The sequence below is a fragment of the Nonomuraea sp. NPDC003727 genome, from assembly GCF_053586935.1.
Genome location: NZ_JBSFNE010000011.1, coordinates 370,791 through 386,617, shown reverse-complemented (window position 1 = coordinate 386,617; position 15,827 = coordinate 370,791). Strand labels below are relative to the sequence as shown.

At 72.0% G+C, this 15,827-nt stretch carries 12 protein-coding genes and 2 pseudogenes; 9 read left to right on the top strand and 5 right to left on the bottom strand.

All coding sequences use genetic code 11. The annotated features are described in order from the left end of the window. Positions 1 to 49: 49 nt before the first annotated feature. Positions 50 to 394 carry an RNA polymerase-binding protein RbpA gene (locus ACWDLG_RS28875; RefSeq protein WP_354907131.1) on the top strand — a complete coding sequence of 115 codons (345 nt, stop codon included), beginning with the start codon at positions 50 to 52 and terminating at the stop codon, positions 392 to 394. A 167-nt stretch (positions 395 to 561) separates the two neighbouring features. Here the strand turns inward: ACWDLG_RS28875 and ACWDLG_RS28870 are convergent, their stop codons facing one another. Further along, positions 562 to 2,169, bottom strand: coding sequence for an amidohydrolase (locus ACWDLG_RS28870; protein ID WP_449925719.1), 1,608 nt, complete (start codon positions 2,167 to 2,169; stop codon positions 562 to 564). 9 nt (positions 2,170 to 2,178) lie between these two features. Continuing rightward, positions 2,179 to 3,573 carry an NAD(P)/FAD-dependent oxidoreductase gene (locus ACWDLG_RS28865; protein WP_449925717.1) on the bottom strand — a complete coding sequence of 465 codons (1,395 nt, stop codon included), beginning with the start codon at positions 3,571 to 3,573 and terminating at the stop codon, positions 2,179 to 2,181. Positions 3,574 to 3,679: 106 nt separating this feature from the next. Here ACWDLG_RS28865 and ACWDLG_RS28860 point away from each other — a divergent pair, with 106 nt between their 5' ends. Further along, complete coding sequence (locus ACWDLG_RS28860) at positions 3,680 to 4,696, top strand: N-acetyltransferase family protein (protein ID WP_449925715.1); 1,017 nt, start codon at positions 3,680 to 3,682, stop codon at positions 4,694 to 4,696. A gap of 167 nt (positions 4,697 to 4,863) precedes the next feature. Here the strand turns inward: ACWDLG_RS28860 and ACWDLG_RS28855 are convergent. Together ACWDLG_RS28855 and ACWDLG_RS28850 are read right to left on the bottom strand one after the other, a co-directional pair. Continuing rightward, positions 4,864 to 5,073: pseudogene (locus ACWDLG_RS28855) on the bottom strand (Clp protease N-terminal domain-containing protein); the annotation flags it as partial. 68 nt (positions 5,074 to 5,141) lie between these two features. Continuing rightward, positions 5,142 to 5,289, bottom strand: a pseudogene (locus ACWDLG_RS28850) (Clp protease N-terminal domain-containing protein); the annotation flags it as partial. A gap of 70 nt (positions 5,290 to 5,359) precedes the next feature. Between ACWDLG_RS28850 and ACWDLG_RS28845 the strand changes: the two are divergent. The 7 genes from ACWDLG_RS28845 to add all read left to right on the top strand — a co-directional run bounded on the left by ACWDLG_RS28845 (position 5,360) and on the right by add (position 14,528). Then, on the top strand, positions 5,360 to 6,076 hold the full coding sequence (locus ACWDLG_RS28845) for a hypothetical protein (protein WP_354907127.1): 717 nt from the start codon (positions 5,360 to 5,362) through the stop codon (positions 6,074 to 6,076). Positions 6,077 to 6,183: 107 nt separating this feature from the next. After that, positions 6,184 to 6,654 carry a GNAT family N-acetyltransferase gene (locus ACWDLG_RS28840; RefSeq protein WP_449925713.1) on the top strand — a complete coding sequence of 157 codons (471 nt, stop codon included), beginning with the start codon at positions 6,184 to 6,186 and terminating at the stop codon, positions 6,652 to 6,654. A gap of 436 nt (positions 6,655 to 7,090) precedes the next feature. Next, entirely contained in the window at positions 7,091 to 9,871 is a 2,781-nt protein-coding gene (lanL, locus tag ACWDLG_RS28835; RefSeq protein ID WP_449925711.1) for a class IV lanthionine synthetase LanL, read from the top strand. Positions 9,872 to 10,145: 274 nt separating this feature from the next. Next, a complete protein-coding gene (locus ACWDLG_RS28830; RefSeq protein WP_449925709.1) occupies positions 10,146 to 11,924 on the top strand; it encodes an ABC transporter ATP-binding protein in 1,779 nt (592 codons plus the stop codon). A gap of 101 nt (positions 11,925 to 12,025) precedes the next feature. Further along, positions 12,026 to 12,862, top strand: a complete 837-nt coding sequence (locus tag ACWDLG_RS28825) for an oxidoreductase (protein WP_449925707.1) — start codon at positions 12,026 to 12,028, stop codon at positions 12,860 to 12,862. A gap of 9 nt (positions 12,863 to 12,871) precedes the next feature. Continuing rightward, entirely contained in the window at positions 12,872 to 13,444 is a 573-nt protein-coding gene (locus ACWDLG_RS28820; protein WP_354907122.1) for a TetR/AcrR family transcriptional regulator, read from the top strand. A gap of 73 nt (positions 13,445 to 13,517) precedes the next feature. Continuing rightward, positions 13,518 to 14,528, top strand: a complete 1,011-nt coding sequence (gene add, locus ACWDLG_RS28815) for an adenosine deaminase (RefSeq protein WP_449925705.1) — start codon at positions 13,518 to 13,520, stop codon at positions 14,526 to 14,528. Positions 14,529 to 14,587: 59 nt separating this feature from the next. Here add and ACWDLG_RS28810 read toward each other — a convergent pair whose 3' ends face one another. Further along, a complete protein-coding gene (locus ACWDLG_RS28810) occupies positions 14,588 to 15,787 on the bottom strand; it encodes a S8 family peptidase (RefSeq protein ID WP_449925703.1) in 1,200 nt (399 codons plus the stop codon). Positions 15,788 to 15,827 lie beyond the last annotated feature (40 nt).

Genomic DNA, 15,827 nt, shown 5'->3' with positions numbered 1-15,827 from the left:
GTGATTCTCCCCCCGCCGCACGCGGGGCGATCGAGCGAGGAGTTCATCCGTGGGTAGTGGCAACGCGATCCGTGGCAGCCGAGTCGGCGCCGGCCCTATGGGGGAGGCCGAGCGCGGCGAGGCAGCTCCGAGAGTGCGGGTCTCGTTCTGGTGCGCCAACATGCATGAGACGCGCCCCAGCTTCGCCAGTGACGCGGCGGTCCCCGAGACGTGGGACTGCCCCCGTTGCGGGCTCCCTGCCGGCCAGGATGAGGCGGCGCCGCCGGCTCCCCCGAAGAACGAGCCGTACAAGACGCACCTGGCCTACGTGAAGGAGCGCAGGAGCGACAAGGACGGCAAGGCGATCCTCGAGGAGGCCCTCGAGCGCCTGCGCGCCAACAGGTCCCCCTGGTAGAACTTCGGTGAACGCGAAGACCCCGGCCCGTACGGGCCGGGGTCTTCGCGTTGCGCGGGGCTGAGCGCCCTGCTGCGGGCCTCGCGCGGAAGAGGGCGACCTTCCCCTCGGCGGGAAGCGCGGAAGCGGCGCGTCCGGGGCTCGCGCCCCGGACGGGCCCGAACAAGTCAGCGCTGGTAGACCGGTTCTCCGTCGACGAAGGTCAGCCGCACCCGTGTGGTCCAGATCTCCGCGGCGGGCAGGGCGAACGGGTCGCGGTCGAGCACGACCAGGTCGGCGGGACGGCCCGGCTCGATGGAGCCCGCCGGCGACCGGTTGACCCACGCCGAGCCGGCCGTGTAGGCGGTCATGACGGTGGCCAGGTCGATCCGCTCGCCTGGCAGGAACGGCGTCTGCGCGGTCGGGTAGTCCGCGTGGACGGACCCGCCCGGCTCGGTACGGTTGACCGCCACGTGCATGCCCTGGATCGGGTCGGCGTTCGAGACCGGCCAGTCGCTGCCCGCGCACAGCCGGGTGCCGTGCGACAGCAGCGCCGCGAACGGGTACTGCCAGGCCGAGCGCTCCTCGCCGAGGAAGGGCAGCGTCAGCTCGTCCATCTGCGCGTGGTGGGTGGCCCACAGCGGCTGCAGGTTCGCGGTCACGCCGAGCGCGGCGAAGCGCGGCACGTCGGAGGGCTCGATGATCTGCAGGTGCGCGATGTGGTGCCGGTTGGCCGGCGCGGTCCCCTCGAGGCTGTCCAGGGCCTCCCGTACGGCCCGCTCGCCGATGGCGTGGAAGTGCACCTGGAAGCCGTGCCGGTCGAGCTCGGCGACGTGACCGCGCAGCTTGACGGGGTCGATGTAGGACAGCCCGGTCCCGCCGCACCTGCAGTACGGCTCGATCACCGCGGCGGTGAAGTTCTCGGTGATGCCGTCCTGCATGATCTTCACCGCGCCGGCGCGGAACCTGTCCAGGCCCTCGGCCATGGCCCGGCGCTCGATCAGCGACTCGATCTGCTCGGCGCCCTGGGTGCGGTCCCACCACAGCGCGCCGACCACGCGGGCCTTCAGCCGCCCCGCCTTGGCCGCCGACAGGTAGGTGGGCAGCTGGTCGTCGGAGCCGGCGTAGGAGCCGACGATCGCGTCCTGCCAGCCGGTGATGCCCAGGGAGAACAGGTGCCGCTGGGCGGTCAGCAGCGCCGCGTCGAGGTCGTCGGCGGTCGGGCGCGGCGTGAGCAGGCCCACCAGGTCCATCGCGCCCTCGTGCAGCACGCCGCTCGGGGTACCGTCGGCGTCACGCTCGATCCGGCCGTCGGCAGGGTCGGGGGTGTCGCGGGTGATGCCGGCCAGTTCCAGCGCGCGCGTGTTGACCCAGGCCGCGTGGTGGTCGCGCTGGATCAGGTAGGCGGGCCGGTCGAGGAAGTCGAGCTGGGAGCGGTGCGGCAGGCCGCCGGGGAAGGCGGACATGTCCCAGCCGCCGCCGTCGATCCACTCCTTGTCGCAGCCCGCCGCGTACTCGGCGATCCTCGCCAGGTAGGCCTCCAGCCCGTAGATCTCCGACAGGTCGCACTTGGCGTGCTCGAGCCCCGCCTGGACCGGATGGATGTGCGCGTCCGTGACGCCGGGCATGAGCAGGCCGCCGTCGAGGTCGACCGTCTCGTGCGCGGGCGCCTGCCGTACCAGGTCGGCCTCGGCGCCGACGGCGACGATCACACCGTCGCGCACGAGCACGGCGTCGTCGGTGGGGGCGGATCCGGTGGCGGTGAAGACGCGTCCGCCGCGGAAGAGGGTGTGCAACGGGACTCCTTAGTGACCGGTGATGAGATCGGCGAAGCGCGCCAGAGCGGACGTGCGGGACGTGGAGCGCTCGCGGGCGTCGGCCGCGCGGTACAGGCGGTACATGGAGTGGACGCCGAGCCAGCGCAGCGGCTCGGGCTCCCACGCGCGCACCTCACGGCCCACCCACGGCAGGGCCGTGAGCTCGCCGGGCTCGTCCAGGATCAGGTCCCTGAGGGTACGGCCGGCCAGGTTGGTCGTGGTGACGCCGTGCCCGGTGTAGCCGCCGGCCCAGCCGAGGCCCGTGGCGTGGTCCACGTGGACGGTCGAGCACCAGTCGCGCGGCACGCCCAGGACGCCCGACCAGGCGTGGGCGATCCTGGCGGAGGCGGCGGCGGGGAAGAAGTCGACCAGCAGCGCCCACAGCGCCTCGACGGTCCACTCGTGGGTGTGCCCCCTGGCGTCGACGCGCGAGCCGTACAGGTAGGGCCTGCCCCGGCCGCCGAAGGCGATGCGGCCGTCGGCGGTGCGCTGGGCGTACATGTAGTAGTGGGCCAGGTCGCCGAGCAGTTCGGCGCCCTCCCAGCCGACCTGGTCCCAGAAGGCGTCGGGAAGCGGCTCGGTGACGATCATGGAGCTGTTCATGGGCAGCCACTGCCGCCGCAGCCCCTTGATGGTGGCGGTGAAGCCCTCGGTGGCCCTGATCACGTAGTCGGCGCGGACCGTGCCGTACGGCGTGACGGCCCGGTGCGGCGCGATCTCCTCGACCGGTGTGCGTTCGAAGATCTCGACCCCCGCCTCCCTCACCGCCCTCGCCAGCCCCCGCACCAGCTTGCCCGGATGGATCCTGGCACAGTGCGGGCTCCACGAGGCCTGGACCGCGCCCGCCACGCGCAACCTGGCCTCGCGCTCCTCGGCGCTCAGCAGGGTCGCCTCGACGCCCCATGCGGCGCCCGCGGCGACCGAGGCGCGCAGCCTGGCCGCCTGCGCGCTGCCCCTGGCCACGTTGAGCACGCCGCCCTTGACGATGTCGGCGTCGATGCCCTCCTTGTCGCAGACGGCGATCACCTCGTCGATGGAGGAGTACATCTCGCGCTGCAGCCGCCTGGTGGCCTCCGCGCCGTGCGTCTTGGCGTAGCGCTCGTGGCTGCCGGCCAGGTCGCCGGTCAGCCAGCCGCCGTTGCGCCCGGAGGCGCCGAATCCGGCGAACTCCTTCTCCAGCACCACGACGTCGAGCGAGGGTCTGGCCCGCTTGAGGTAGTACGCCGTCCAGAGCCCGGTGTAGCCGGCGCCCACGATCGCCACGTCCGCTTTGCGGTCGCCGTCGAGGGCGGGTCCGATGGGCGGCTCACCGAGGGAACGATGCCAGTAGGAGACGTCTCCGTTGACGAAGCCGTCGCTGAACGAAGGAACACGCGTGCTCATGGGGCACATCCTGCTATATCCGCATATCTCCATGCATCTCGCCACGGAATTCGCGATGAAACACTTTCAGCCGTTGGTTGTAACAAACGGGACGCATCCTGGCGGCATGGGATTTCTGCGCATCCGTACCACCGTTGACGAGCGGCCCGGAAGGCTGGCCTCGCTGGCCGCCGCGCTCGCCGAGCGGGGTGGCAACATCCTCGGGCTGAGCGTCCAGCCCGACACCGACGGCACGGTCGACGAGTTCGTCGCGGACATTCCCGCCAGTCCCGACGTGGTCAAGGCGGCGCTGGAGTCGGCGGGCGGACGCCGCGTCCAGGTCGTCGCCGCCAACGCGCACGAGCTGACCGACGAGCCCACCAGGGCGCTGCTGCTGGCCTCGCGACTGCGCGCGGCGCCGTGGCGGCTGCCCGACCTGCTGGTCGAGCTCCTGCGCGCGGACGACGCCCGCTGGGTCTATGGTGACGCCGTGCGCGATCTTCCCGACCCGACCCTCCTGGTCGTCCCCGTGGCCGCCAAGCGGGCCATCAAGGTGCGCAGGAGCCGGCTGCCGTTCACGCTCACCGAGGCCGCCCGCGCCGCCTCCTTCGTACGGCTGGCCCAGCCGCCCGCCGACCCGGCAGGCGGCGAGCGCGAGATCAGGCTGTCCGACGGCACCGAGGTCGTGGTCAGGCCGCTGACCGCCATCTACCGCGAGGCCGTCAAGGACCTGCACGACAGGTGCTCGCCCGAGAGCCGCAGGTTCCGCTACTTCACCTCCATGCCCGCGCTGCCTCCCCGGGTGTTCGACCGGCTGTGCGACCGCGGCAGGGGGCACTCCCTGGTGGCGGGTCACGACGGCCAGGTCGTGGCGCTGGCCAACCTGATGTTCACCCCGGATCCGGGCATCGCCGAGATGGCCGTGCTGGTCGAGGACCGCTGGCAGGGGCGCGGTCTGGGCGCGGCACTGGCCAGGATGCTGGTGGAGGGGGCGCGGGACCTCGGCTACGCCGAGGTCCGGGCCACCCTGCTGTCGGACAACACGCGCATGCGGCGGCTGATGGTCTCGCTGGGCGCCACGCTCGGCTACACCGAGGACCCCGGCGTCGTCGAGGCCCGGCTCGCGGTGGGCGCCCTGGTCTAGGCGTCCTGCGCCTCGTCGGCGCCGGGGGTGTCTCTGGTATCGCCGGCGGCCTTCGGGTCGGCAGCGGCGCCCAGGGCGTCCAGGCGGCGTTCGATCCGCTCGAGGCTCTCCTGGATCTGGCGGAGCCGGAGGTCGAGCTGCAGCCGTTCCCTCGGCGATCCCGGGCGGAGCCGCCGCACCACCCGGTGCCTGAGCCTGTTCAGGTCGAGCCCCCGGCCGACGAGCACCTGGGCGGCCACGCCCTCACCCTCGTGGATCAGCCCGAGCAGGATGTGCTCGGTGCCGATGTGGTGGTGCCCGAGCTGCAGCGCCTCGCGCAGCGACAGCTCGAGCACTTTCTTGGCGCGCGGGGTGAAGGGGATGTGGCCGGCCGGCGGCGCGGGGCCCGGCTCGACGACCTCCTCGATCGCCGCCCGCAGCTCGTGAAGGTCGGCGCCGCAGTCGCGCAGCACCATCGCCGCGAGGCCGTCGTCCTCGCGGAGCAGGCCCAGGAGCAGATGCTCGGTGCCGATGTAGTCGTGGTTGAGCGTCCTCGCCTCTTCCTGGGCCAGGACGACCACGCGGCGGGCATGGTCGGTGAAGCGCTCGAACACGGGGCCTCCGTTCGAGTGGGCTGCTTCCACTATGCGCTACAACTCCCGCCCTGCGGGGTAGGTGTCAAGTGTGGATCTTGACGAGATCGCCGACCGGCTCTACGCGCTGCCCGTGGCCGAGTTCATGGCCGCGCGTGAGGCGGAGGCCCGTGCGGCCAAACAGGCGGGGCAGCCGCAGCTCGCCCGCCAGGTGGCCGCGCTGCGCAAGCCCACGGTCGCCGCGTGGGCGGTCAACCAGCTCGCCCGCGCCCATCCTGACGAGCTGGCCGAACTGCTGGAGCTGGGCGAGGACCTGCGCGCCGCGTGGGCGGCGCAGGACAGGGCGGCGTTGAGCGAGCTCACCGACCGGCGCGCCAGGCTCTCCCAGCGGCTGCTCCGGCTGGTCCCATCGGCGGGGCCCGAGGTGGAACAGACGCTCGACGCCGCGACGGTGAACGCCGAGGCGGCCGAGCAGGTACGGCGCGGCCGTCTGGCCAAGCCGCTCAGCTACAGCGGCTTCGCCCCCGCGCCCGCGCCCAAGGCGCCTCCCGCGCGCAAACCCTCGCAGGAGGAGCAGCGGGCGGCGGAGGAGCGCAAGGCCAGGCAGCTGGCCGAGGCGACCGCGGTCTACGAGGAGTGGCGCGAGACGCTGGCGCAGGCCGTACGGGAGAGGGACGAGCGGGCCGCCAAGGTGGCGACGCTGGAGAAGAAGCTGGCCAAGGCCCGCCGGAAGCTCGCCGAGGCCGACCAGCGGGCCGAGGTGGCCCGGCGGGAGGAGGCGCACGCGCGGGCGCGACTGCGGGATTGAGGAACAGCGGCCGGCGACGCTGTGCGGAACCGTCGCGCGCATGGCTCCCAGATGGTCGCGCGAATATTCGCATGACGGCCCGCATGAAGATCGGCTAGGGATGTCTCATGCCGATTCATGTGCGCCTCGACGACCTGTGCCCGGAGACCTGGGAGGAGGTGGCCGAGCTGACGGTGGCCGACGACCAGCGTGACCTCATCGCGTCGAACCTGTACTCGATCGCGGAGAGTCGCTTCTTGCCGGGCTTCATGACCCGGGCGGTGGTGCACGACGAGCGCCCCGTGGGCTTCGCGATGTACGGTCCCGATCCCGACGACGGTCAGATGTGGCTGTACCGGTTGATGATCGACCAGGCTCACCAGGGCAAGGGTCTGGGCCGAGCCGCTCTCGAGCAGATCATCACACATGTGCGGGACGAGCTCGGCGCCCCTGTCCTGCGGCTGGGCGTACGCGCCGACAACGTCGCGGCCAAGGCCCTCTACCTCTCCGCCGGATTCGTCCCCACCGGGCAGACCTTCGGCGAGGAGGACGTCCTGGAACTCCGCCTGTCCGCCGGCGCGGCCGTCATTCGGCGTTGACGTTCGGGCACTGGTCTCACCTCCCATACCGGGCATCGGGATTAACGGGGATTTGTGTCGGCGTCGCGCTGTTCCAGGCTGTCTTCCGTGTCGACACAATCCCCTTGCGCGACAGGTTTCGATAATTCCACGGCGTCGCCTGACCCTCGCGCCTTCCGCTTGGCTCGCCATGACATCCCTGCGAGACGCGCCTGTGCACGTCAGGCGCGTGTCCGTCGAGGGTGAGCCCGGAGGTGAGGTGGTTCCGATGTCCTTGCCATTCAACGGGTGGGACAAAAAACGCGGTGAAACATGGCCGATAAAGAGGATGGTGGCCATTTCTGGGTGGGAAACCGGCGTTAACCTCGCATTCAATTGATTTCCCATTCATTTGCAAGAGCCCTCCACCACTGTCGGTTCCGCAGGGAAGAGCGGCGACGGCTGGAAGGGGGATCACGTGGGTGGGCGTTCGGGAGACCCGGCTGTCCTGCGCGACATCGTGACCGCCGAACTCGGGCGCGCGGGCGCGCAGGACTGGTCGATCGCCGAGGACGACCTCTGGTGCAAGGTCACGCCGGACGCGTACGCGATGCCCGAACAGGGATGGAAGCTGCACGTCTCCGCGACGATGCTCTCCGCGCCGGTGGTGCTCTCCCGCGTCTCGCGGGTGCTCGCCGAGGCCGGTTGCGCCTTCAAGTTTCCCGCCCGGCTGGGCGACTACTGGAAGTTCCTCGAACCGCACTGCGGCCGCGCGCAGGCCGGGAAGTTCGTCACCGTCTATCCGCTGGACGACGCCGAGTCGGTGCGCCTGGCGGCCCTGCTCGACGAGGCCACCCGTGGGCTTCCCGGACCGGTGATCCTTTCCGACCGTCCGTACCGGCAAGGCGGGATCGTGCACTACCGCTACGGCGCCTTCAGCGGGCATCGCGTGCTCGGCAACGACGGGTTCTACGAGATCCGGCTGCGTTCGCCGGAGGGCCGGCTCGTTCCCGACGAGCGGCGGCCGCGCTTCTCCCCGCCGCCGTTCGCGACCTGCCCGTTCGAGGTTCCGGCGGCGAGCCGGCGTCCCGGGGCGGCCGCGGTCATGCTGAACGACCGGTTCGTCGTCCGCGAAGCCGTACGGCACGCGAACCGCGGCGGCGTCTACCTCGCCGAGGACACCAAGACCGGTCACGACGTGGTCGTCAAGGAGGGGCGTCCGCACGCGTGCGCCGATCTGAGCGGCAGGGACGCGCGGGATCGGATCGCGATGGAACGTTCCTGCCTGGAGGCTCTCGCGCCGGCCGGGATCGCGCCGGCCGTGGTGGACTTCTTCGAGCAGGGCGGCCACGCCTTCCTCGTCGAGGAGTTCGTCCAGGGTGTCACGCTGCAGCGCTGGTCGGACGGGAACGCCGGGCCGCTGGGCGAGGACGGGTTCGGCAACGGGGCGGCGGAGGTCCTGCCCCTCGTCAGCCGCCTGATCGCGGTGCTGAAGGCGCTGCACGGCCGAGGCTACGTGTTCGGCGACCTTTCGCCGAACAACGTGATGGTCTCGCCCGGCGGCGACCTACGGCTCATCGACCTGGAGCACACGGCCGTGCCGGGCACCACCGTCATGGTGGGCGGGACCCCGGGTTACCTGGCCCCGGAGCTGGCGGGCCACACAGGGGAGTTCCTGACCGCGCCGGAGGCGGTCGCCGATCTCTACAGCCTTGGCGCGATGGTGTACTTCCTGGCGGTCGGCGCCCACCTGGACCCGGCGGGCCCCGGCCGGGTCGCCGCGGTGGCCGGCGTGGCCGGGGTGGCCGCGGCCAACCCCACGCTCGCGCTGCTGCGGCCGCTCGTGGAAGGCCTGCTGGCGGAGGAACCGGAGCGGCGCTGGTCGCTGGGCAGGTGCGAGCGGTTCCTCGCCGCGCTCACACCGGAGCCCGCCGCCTCCCACCTCGAGGTCAGGTCACCGGAGCGCACCGTCGACCGGGAGGTCGCGCCGCCGGAGCGCGCCGCCGCCGACCGGGGGGTCAGGTCACCGGAGCGTGCTGACGCCGGCCGCGGGAACCGGCCACCGGAGCGGATCGACCGGCTGATCGATGACGGGATCGCCCACCTGGTGGAGACGGCGGACACGGGCGAAGGCGCCCCGTCGCCGTGGCCCAACGTCGCCGACGGCATGGAGGTCGATCCGTGCTCGGTGAACGGTGGCGCGCCGGGGATCCTCGGCGTCCTGACGCGGGCCGCGCCGCAGGCGAGGGCGGTCGCCGAACTCGCCCGCTGGCTGCGGGAGCGGCTGGTGGCGGAGGATGTCTGGCGGCCCGGCCTTCACTTCGGGCGCTCCGGCGCGGTGTGGGCGCTGTACGACGCGGCGACGGCCATGGGCGACGCCGACCTGGAACGGTTCGCGGTGCGGGCGGCGCGGCTGCTGCCCACGGACCATCCCAGCTCCGACGTGACGCACGGGCTGGCCGGATGCGGCATGGCGGTCCTGCACATCGCGCTGGGCTCGGGTGACCTCGCGCTGCGAGACCGCGCCGCCGGTATCTTCCAGAACCTGCACGAGGCGCGCTCGTACCGCGACGGCCACCCGCAGTGGCCGACGCCGGAGACGTTCGACTCCGGCCTGGCAGGGGCCAACCACTTCGGTTTCGCGCACGGCATCGCCGGGATCGGGACCGCGTTGCTCCACGCCGGCCAGACCCTCGACCGGCCGGACTGGACGGCGACCGTCCACGAGATCGCCCGCGCCCTCCACGAACACGCCGAGGTGGACGGGGACACCGCCTGGTGGCCGACCCTGCGCGGCGACCTGGGGACGGTGCGCCCACGCCGGCCGCACTGGTGCAGCGGCTCCTCCGGGATCGGCTCCTTCCTCGTGAGGTACTGGCGTGTCACCGGCGACCCGACCGCGCTGGACCTGGCGCGCAAGGCGGCGGCGGCCGTGCACCGTACCCGATGGCAGTCGGGACCGGTGCCGTGTCACGGGCTGCCGGGCGACGGCGAGTTCCTGCTCGACATGGCCGAGTTCACCGGCGACGACCGCTACCGGCGGTGGGCGCGAGATCTGGCCGGCTGCCTGGAGACCCGCGCGACCGAACATCGCGGTCGCCTGCTGGTCCCCGGCCCTCATGGAGACTTCCCCCCGACTTTCCTCGCCGGCACGGCGGGGATCGTCGCCTTCCTTCTCCGGCTGCGCGACCGGTCCGCCCGGTTGTGGATGCCGGAGGGGAACCCCAGGCTCGCCGTACCCACATGGGGACGGCGATGACAGGCGGCCGCGGCACAGGCGGCCCCGGCATTCACAAGGAGGTGAACGACCATGTCCTTCGACGTTCAGGACCTGCAGGCGCTCCAGGAGCTTGAGCCCGGTGCCAACGAGGCGCTCCGGCTGACCCACTGCATCAAGCACTTCGGCTGCACCGACAACTGATAGCGAAACCCGCCCGCCCGTTCCCGGGCGGGCGGGGCTCTTTTCGATCCCAGGACAGGCGTTCGACCACCAGGACGGATGTCCGATCGCCAGACAAGGACAGGCCCGGCCCGTGCACGATCGCCCCCTCTCCGCTTCGGAGGAGCCTCCCGCGCCCGGGACCTGGCGCAGGGTCGCGCGGCTGTTCATGCCGCACCGGCTCGCCATCTGCTTCGTCGTCCTGCTCGTCGCGGCCTACTCCGCGCTGAACGCCGCCGTCCCGCTGCTGACCCAGCTGGTCTTCGATCGGGCGCTGTTCGGCGCCGGCGGCCCCGACCTGCCGCTGCTCGCCCTGATCGCCGGGCTGGCGGCGGCCACCGCCTGCGCGGTCGGTGTGGTGGACCTTGGGCAGACGTGGGTGTCGGCGCGCGTCGCGCAGCGGGTGGTGCATGCGCTGCGCGTGGAGTTGTTCGGCCGCCTCCAGCGCATGCCGCTGGCCTTCTTCGCCGCGACGCGCGGCGGTGAGATCCAGTCGCGGCTGGCCAACGACACCGCGCAGATCGAGCACGCCGTCAAGGACACCCTGCCCAGCACGCTTTCCGGCGTCATCGGATTCGTGGTGGCGGCCGGTGCGATGGTGATGCTGTCACCCCTGCTCGCGGGCGCCGCACTGATCCTCGCGCCGATCGTCGTGTGGGTGGCCTCCCGGTCGGGGCGAGCGCTCAAGAACCTGTCGGAGGTCAGCCAGCGCTCTCGCGCGGAACTGTCGTCCATCGTGGCGGAGCGTCTGTGCCTGGGCGGCGTCATCCTGGCCCGGGTCCACGGCAGGGGCGCGGAGGAGGCCAACAGGTTCGGCGCCGAGAGCGAGCGGCTGGCCCGGCTGGGGGTACGCTCCGGGCTGGTGGCCCAGGGGGTGCTGAGCGCGGGACACGTCTTCTTCGTGCTGACCCCCTACCTGGTGTTCGTGGCGGCGGGCCTGACCGACGGGATCACCCCTGGCACGCTGGTCGCCTTCACCGTGCTGCAGGCGAGGCTCTACCAGCCTCTGTGGCAGTTCCTGCACGTCTCCACCGAGTTCCGCTCCGCCCAGGGAGCCTTCGAGAGGGTCTTCGACTACCTCGACCTGGAGCCGGAGTCCGAGCCCGAGCCTGGTCCGCGGCCGGGTCCCGCCCCCGGGCCCGGCGCGCTCACCGTCCGCGGGGCCACGTTCAGGTACGCGGGCGCGGGGCGGCAGGACCGTCCGGCGTTGTCCGGCGTGAGCCTCGCCATCCCGGCCGGGTCCACCACGCTGGTCGTCGGCCCGAGCGGCTCGGGCAAGACGACGCTCGGCCACCTGCTCGCCGGGCTGCACCCGCCGACCGAAGGGTCGGTCCGGATCGACGGGGCGGAGGTCGGGCAGCCGTCTCCCGGGCGGGTCTGCATCGCCACGCAGGAGCCTTTCCTCTTCCAGGGGTCGGTCGCCGACAACCTCAGGTACGCCGCCTCCGACGCGTCGCTGGACGATCTCGTGCGCGCCTGCCGGATCACCCGGATCCACGAGCGGATCATGGCGCTCCCTGACGGCTACGACTCGCTCGTGGGAGAGCGGGGGGCGCTGTTGTCGGGTGGCGAGCGGCAGCGCGTCGCCCTGGCCCGCGCGCTCCTGGCCGACGCGTCCGTGCTCGTGCTCGACGAGGCGACCTCCGCGCTCGACCCGCTGACCGAGCTGGAGGTCGTCGAGGCGATCCTGGCCGAACGGGCGGGACAGACCACGGTGATGATCACTCACCGGTTCGGCGTGTTCGAGTCCTTCGACACCGTCGTGGCCCTGGACGGGGGCCGCGTGGCGGAGCACGGGGCTCGCCTCGACCTGCTCGGCGACCGGCACGGGTGGTACGCGCGGATGGTCCGCGCCCAGACCGGCGCCGTCTAGCTCCTGCCGTCGCTCTCGGCGAGGAGGGCGGTACCGCTGTTCCGCGACCCAGGTCCGGGGCGCTAGATTGGTGTACGAAACGGTTTCGTACAGGAGGCTCCATGCCCGAGCTCGCAGCGATCGTCACGGGCGCCAACAGCGGGATCGGCCTGCCCACGGCGCGTGAACTGGCCAGGCGCGGTGCGCGGGTGACCGTCGCCGCCCGCGACCCGGAACGCGGCGGCGCCGCCGTGGCGGGCATCCTGCGCGACGTGCCGGGCGCCGACGTGGTCTTCCGCCGGCTGGATCTGGCCGACCTGTCCTCGGTACGGGAGTTCGCCGCGGGCGTCGACCGCGTCGACCTGCTGATCAACAACGCGGGCGTCGGCATGATCCCGCGCGCGCTCACCAAGGACGGCTTCGAGCTGCAGTTCGGCACCAACCACCTGGGCCACTTCGCGCTCACCGGCCTGCTGCTGCCGCGCCTGCTGGCCGCTCCCGCCCCGCGCGTGGTCACCGTCGCCAGCGACGCCCACAAGGTCGGCAGGCTCGACTTCGACGATCTCGCCCTCGAACGCGGCTACGGCAAGACGAGTTCCTACGGCCGCTCCAAGCTGGCCAACCTGCTGTTCACCTTCGAACTGCAGCGCAGGGCCCGACGGGCCGGCTCGGCCCTGCTCGCGGTGGCCACCCATCCGGGCGCCACGGCCACGAACTTCTTCTCCGTGGGCCCCTTCCAGCCGCTGCTGAAGCTGTTCCTGCGCAGTGCCGAGGACGGCGCGGCGCCCTCCCTGTACGCCGCCACCTCGCCGCTCATCAGGGGAGGGGAGTACCTCGGGCCCAGGTCCCAGCCGCTGACCCCCAGCAAGGACGCCAGGGACGAGGCGCTGGCCGCGCGGTTGTGGGACGTCTCGGCCGAGCTCACCGGCGTACGATTCGGTGAGTTCGCCGACACGTAAGGACACCGCGTGGCACCACTGGATCCCGGCAGGGAGAAGGCCATCCTCGACGCCACCTTCGACCTGCTGTCGGAGATGGGCTACGACCGGATGTCCGTCGACCAGATCGCCCGGCGGGCCAAGGCCAGCAAGGCGACGATCTACCGGCGCTGGGCGGGCAAGCCCGAGCTCGTCGTCGAGGTCATCTGCCGTCGCTTCGACATGGAGGTGCCTGCCGTCCCCGACACCGGGTCGCTGCGCGGCGATCTCGTCGAGGTGGTCAGGGGGCTGGCGGCGGCGGCCGAACGCAAGCACGGGCTCATCATGGGCCTGTCCTCGACCCTCGTCTCCCACCAGGAGCTGGCCAGGACCCTGCGCGAACGCATGCCCGTGCGCGACCTGGCGGGCGCCACGCTGCTCGTGGAGCGGGCGGTGGCGCGGGGCGAGCTGCCGTCCGCCGTCGATGCCGGACGGCTGTTCGAGGTCGTGGAGGCGCTCGTCTGGCACCGCCTGATCTTCATCGGGCCGCCGCTGGACGACGCCTTCGCCGCGCAGGCCGTCGATGGCGTCCTCCTGCCGCTCACCCGTGCCTGGGCGGGCTGAATCTCACCGGTTGTTGTCAGATTTGCGGCCAAAGCCTTTCTGGCGGCCATGACGCCCGCCTAGGGTCGTCGCCATGACGATCGACGAGTTCATCGACCGGCTGCCCAAGGTCGAACTGCACGTGCACCTGGTCGGCTCCGCCTCGGTGCCGACCGTGCTCGAACTGTCCCGCCGCCATCCCGGCAGCGGCGTGCCCAGCAGCGAGGAGGAGCTGCGGGCCTTCTACACCTTCCGCGACTTCCCGCACTTCGCCCAGGTCTACCAGGCGGTCAACGAGCTGGTGCGCGAGCCCGAGGACGTCGCCTCCCTGGTGGTCGGGCTGGCCCGCGACCTCGCCCCGCAGAACTGCCGCTACGTCGAACTGCAGGTGACGCCCTACGCGCACTGGATGCGCGGCCTGCCGATGCGCGCCGTCACCGAGGCGCTCGACGTGGCCGCCCGCCGCTCGCTCGACGAGCACGGCGTCGAGATGGCCTACATCTTCGACATCCCCGGCGAGTTCGGGGAGGAGGCCGCCCGCGTCACCGTGGACCACGCGCTGAAGGAACCTCCCGCCGCGTTGGTAGGTTTCGGCATCGGTGGCATCGAACAGGATCGGCTCGCCTACCGCGACGCCTACCGTGACGCCTTCAGCGCCGCCCGGGCGGCCGGGCTGCACAGCGTCCCGCACGGCGGGGAGATGACGGGGCCCGAGACGGTGTGGGAGGTCATCGAGGGCTACGGCGCCGAGCGGATCGGGCACGGCATCAACTCCCTCCAGGACCCCCGCCTGGTGGCCTACCTGCGGGAGACGCAGCTGCCGCTGGACGTCTGCCCGACCTCCAACGTCTGCACGGGGCAGGTCGGGCGGATCGAGGACCACCCGCTGCCCCGCATGCTGGAGGAGGGGCTGTTCGTCACGCTCAACAGCGACGACCCGCCGATGTTCGCCACGACGCTGGCCGCCGAGTACCGCGTCGCCGCGCACGTGTTCGGGATGGGGCAGGCCGAGCTGGCGCAACTGGCGCGCAACGCCGTCCAGGCCTCGTACCTGGCCGAGGACCGCAAGCGGGGGCTGCTGGCCGAGATCGACGCCCTGGCCTGAGCCCGGGGCGCCCCGCGGACCGGGGGAGAGCGTCCGCGGGGCAGGAGATGCAGGGCAGGCTACAGACCCGGGATGTACAGCAGGCGGTTGGGCGAGCCGCTGCCGGGGCTCTTGACGACGCCGGTCGTGGCGTTGTTCACGATCGCGTCGCGCACCTGCTGCGGCGTCGCACCGGAGTGGCCCTGCAGGTAGAGGGCCGCGGCGCCGGTCACGTGCGGGGTGGACATCGACGTGCCGCTGATGGTGTTCGTCGAGGTGTCGGAGTCCTTCCAGGTCGAGGTGATGTTGTAGCCGGGGGCGAACAGGTCGACACAGGGGCCGCGGTTGCCCCACGACGGCTTGGCGTCGGAGTTGTTGGTGATCGAGACGGTGATCGCCTCGGGGACGCGGGCCGGCGACTGGGTGCAGGCGTCCAGCGCGAACAGCCCGAGGAAGCCGTTGCCCGCCGCGATCGCGTAGGAGACGCCCGAGGCGATGGAGTTCTTGACGGCGGTGTCGAGCGCGGCGTCGGCGCTGCCGCCGAGGCTCATGTTGGCGACGGCCGGCTTGACCGCATTCGCGGTCACCCAGTCGATGCCCGCCACGACCTGGTCGGTGGTGCCCGACCCTTCGCAGTTGAGCACCCTGACACCCACCAGCGTCACGCCCTTGGCCACGCCGTGGGCCGTGCCGCCGGTGGTCCCGGCGACGTGCGTGCCGTGGCCGTGGCAGTCGTTGCCGTTCTGGCCGTCGCCGATCGCGTCGAACCCGATGGAGGCGCGCCCGCCGAAGTCGCTGTGGGAGGGCCTGATGCCGGTGTCGACGATGTAGGCGTGCACGCCCGCACCGGTGGGCCCGTAGGTGTAGGAGCTGTTCAGCGGCAGGTTGCGCTGGTCGATGCGGTCAAGGCCCCACGAGGGCGGGTTCGGCTGGGTGTCGGAGGCGCGGTGCACCACCACCTGCTGCACGTACTCGACCGACGGGTCGCCGGCCAGCCGCCTGGCCTGCCGTTCGCTGGCGTGGACGGCGAAGCCGCGCAGCGCGTGCCGGTACTCCCTGAACGTCGTGCCGCCGTGCCTGGCGGTCAGGTCGGTGGCGGCCCGCGACACCTCGGGCCGGTTCTTCAGCACCACGATGTAGGTGCCGGGGACGAGATCCTGCGGCTCGGCGGTGGGGATGATCAGCTTGCCGGACGGCTCGGGGTCGGCGAGGGCGGGAGTGGAGCTCGCGACTACGGCGACGGCCGCGGCGATGACCGCGGCCCAGCGGCGTAAGGCCATGGGGGGTTGTCCCTTCGTAGGTCGATGACCAAGAAGGTAA

Excerpts from the sequence above, each read along its gene's own strand:
- add (WP_449925705.1), top strand. The coding sequence starts at position 13,518 with ATGACGATCGACGAGTTCATCGACCGGCTGCCCAAGGTCGAACTGCAC.
- ACWDLG_RS28860 (WP_449925715.1), top strand. The coding sequence starts at position 3,680 with ATGGGATTTCTGCGCATCCGTACCACCGTTGACGAGCGGCCCGGAAGG.
- ACWDLG_RS28865 (WP_449925717.1), bottom strand. The coding sequence starts at position 3,573 with ATGAGCACGCGTGTTCCTTCGTTCAGCGACGGCTTCGTCAACGGAGAC.
- ACWDLG_RS28810 (WP_449925703.1), bottom strand. The coding sequence starts at position 15,787 with ATGGCCTTACGCCGCTGGGCCGCGGTCATCGCCGCGGCCGTCGCCGTA.
- ACWDLG_RS28825 (WP_449925707.1), top strand. The coding sequence starts at position 12,026 with ATGCCCGAGCTCGCAGCGATCGTCACGGGCGCCAACAGCGGGATCGGC.
- ACWDLG_RS28840 (WP_449925713.1), top strand. The coding sequence starts at position 6,184 with ATGCCGATTCATGTGCGCCTCGACGACCTGTGCCCGGAGACCTGGGAG.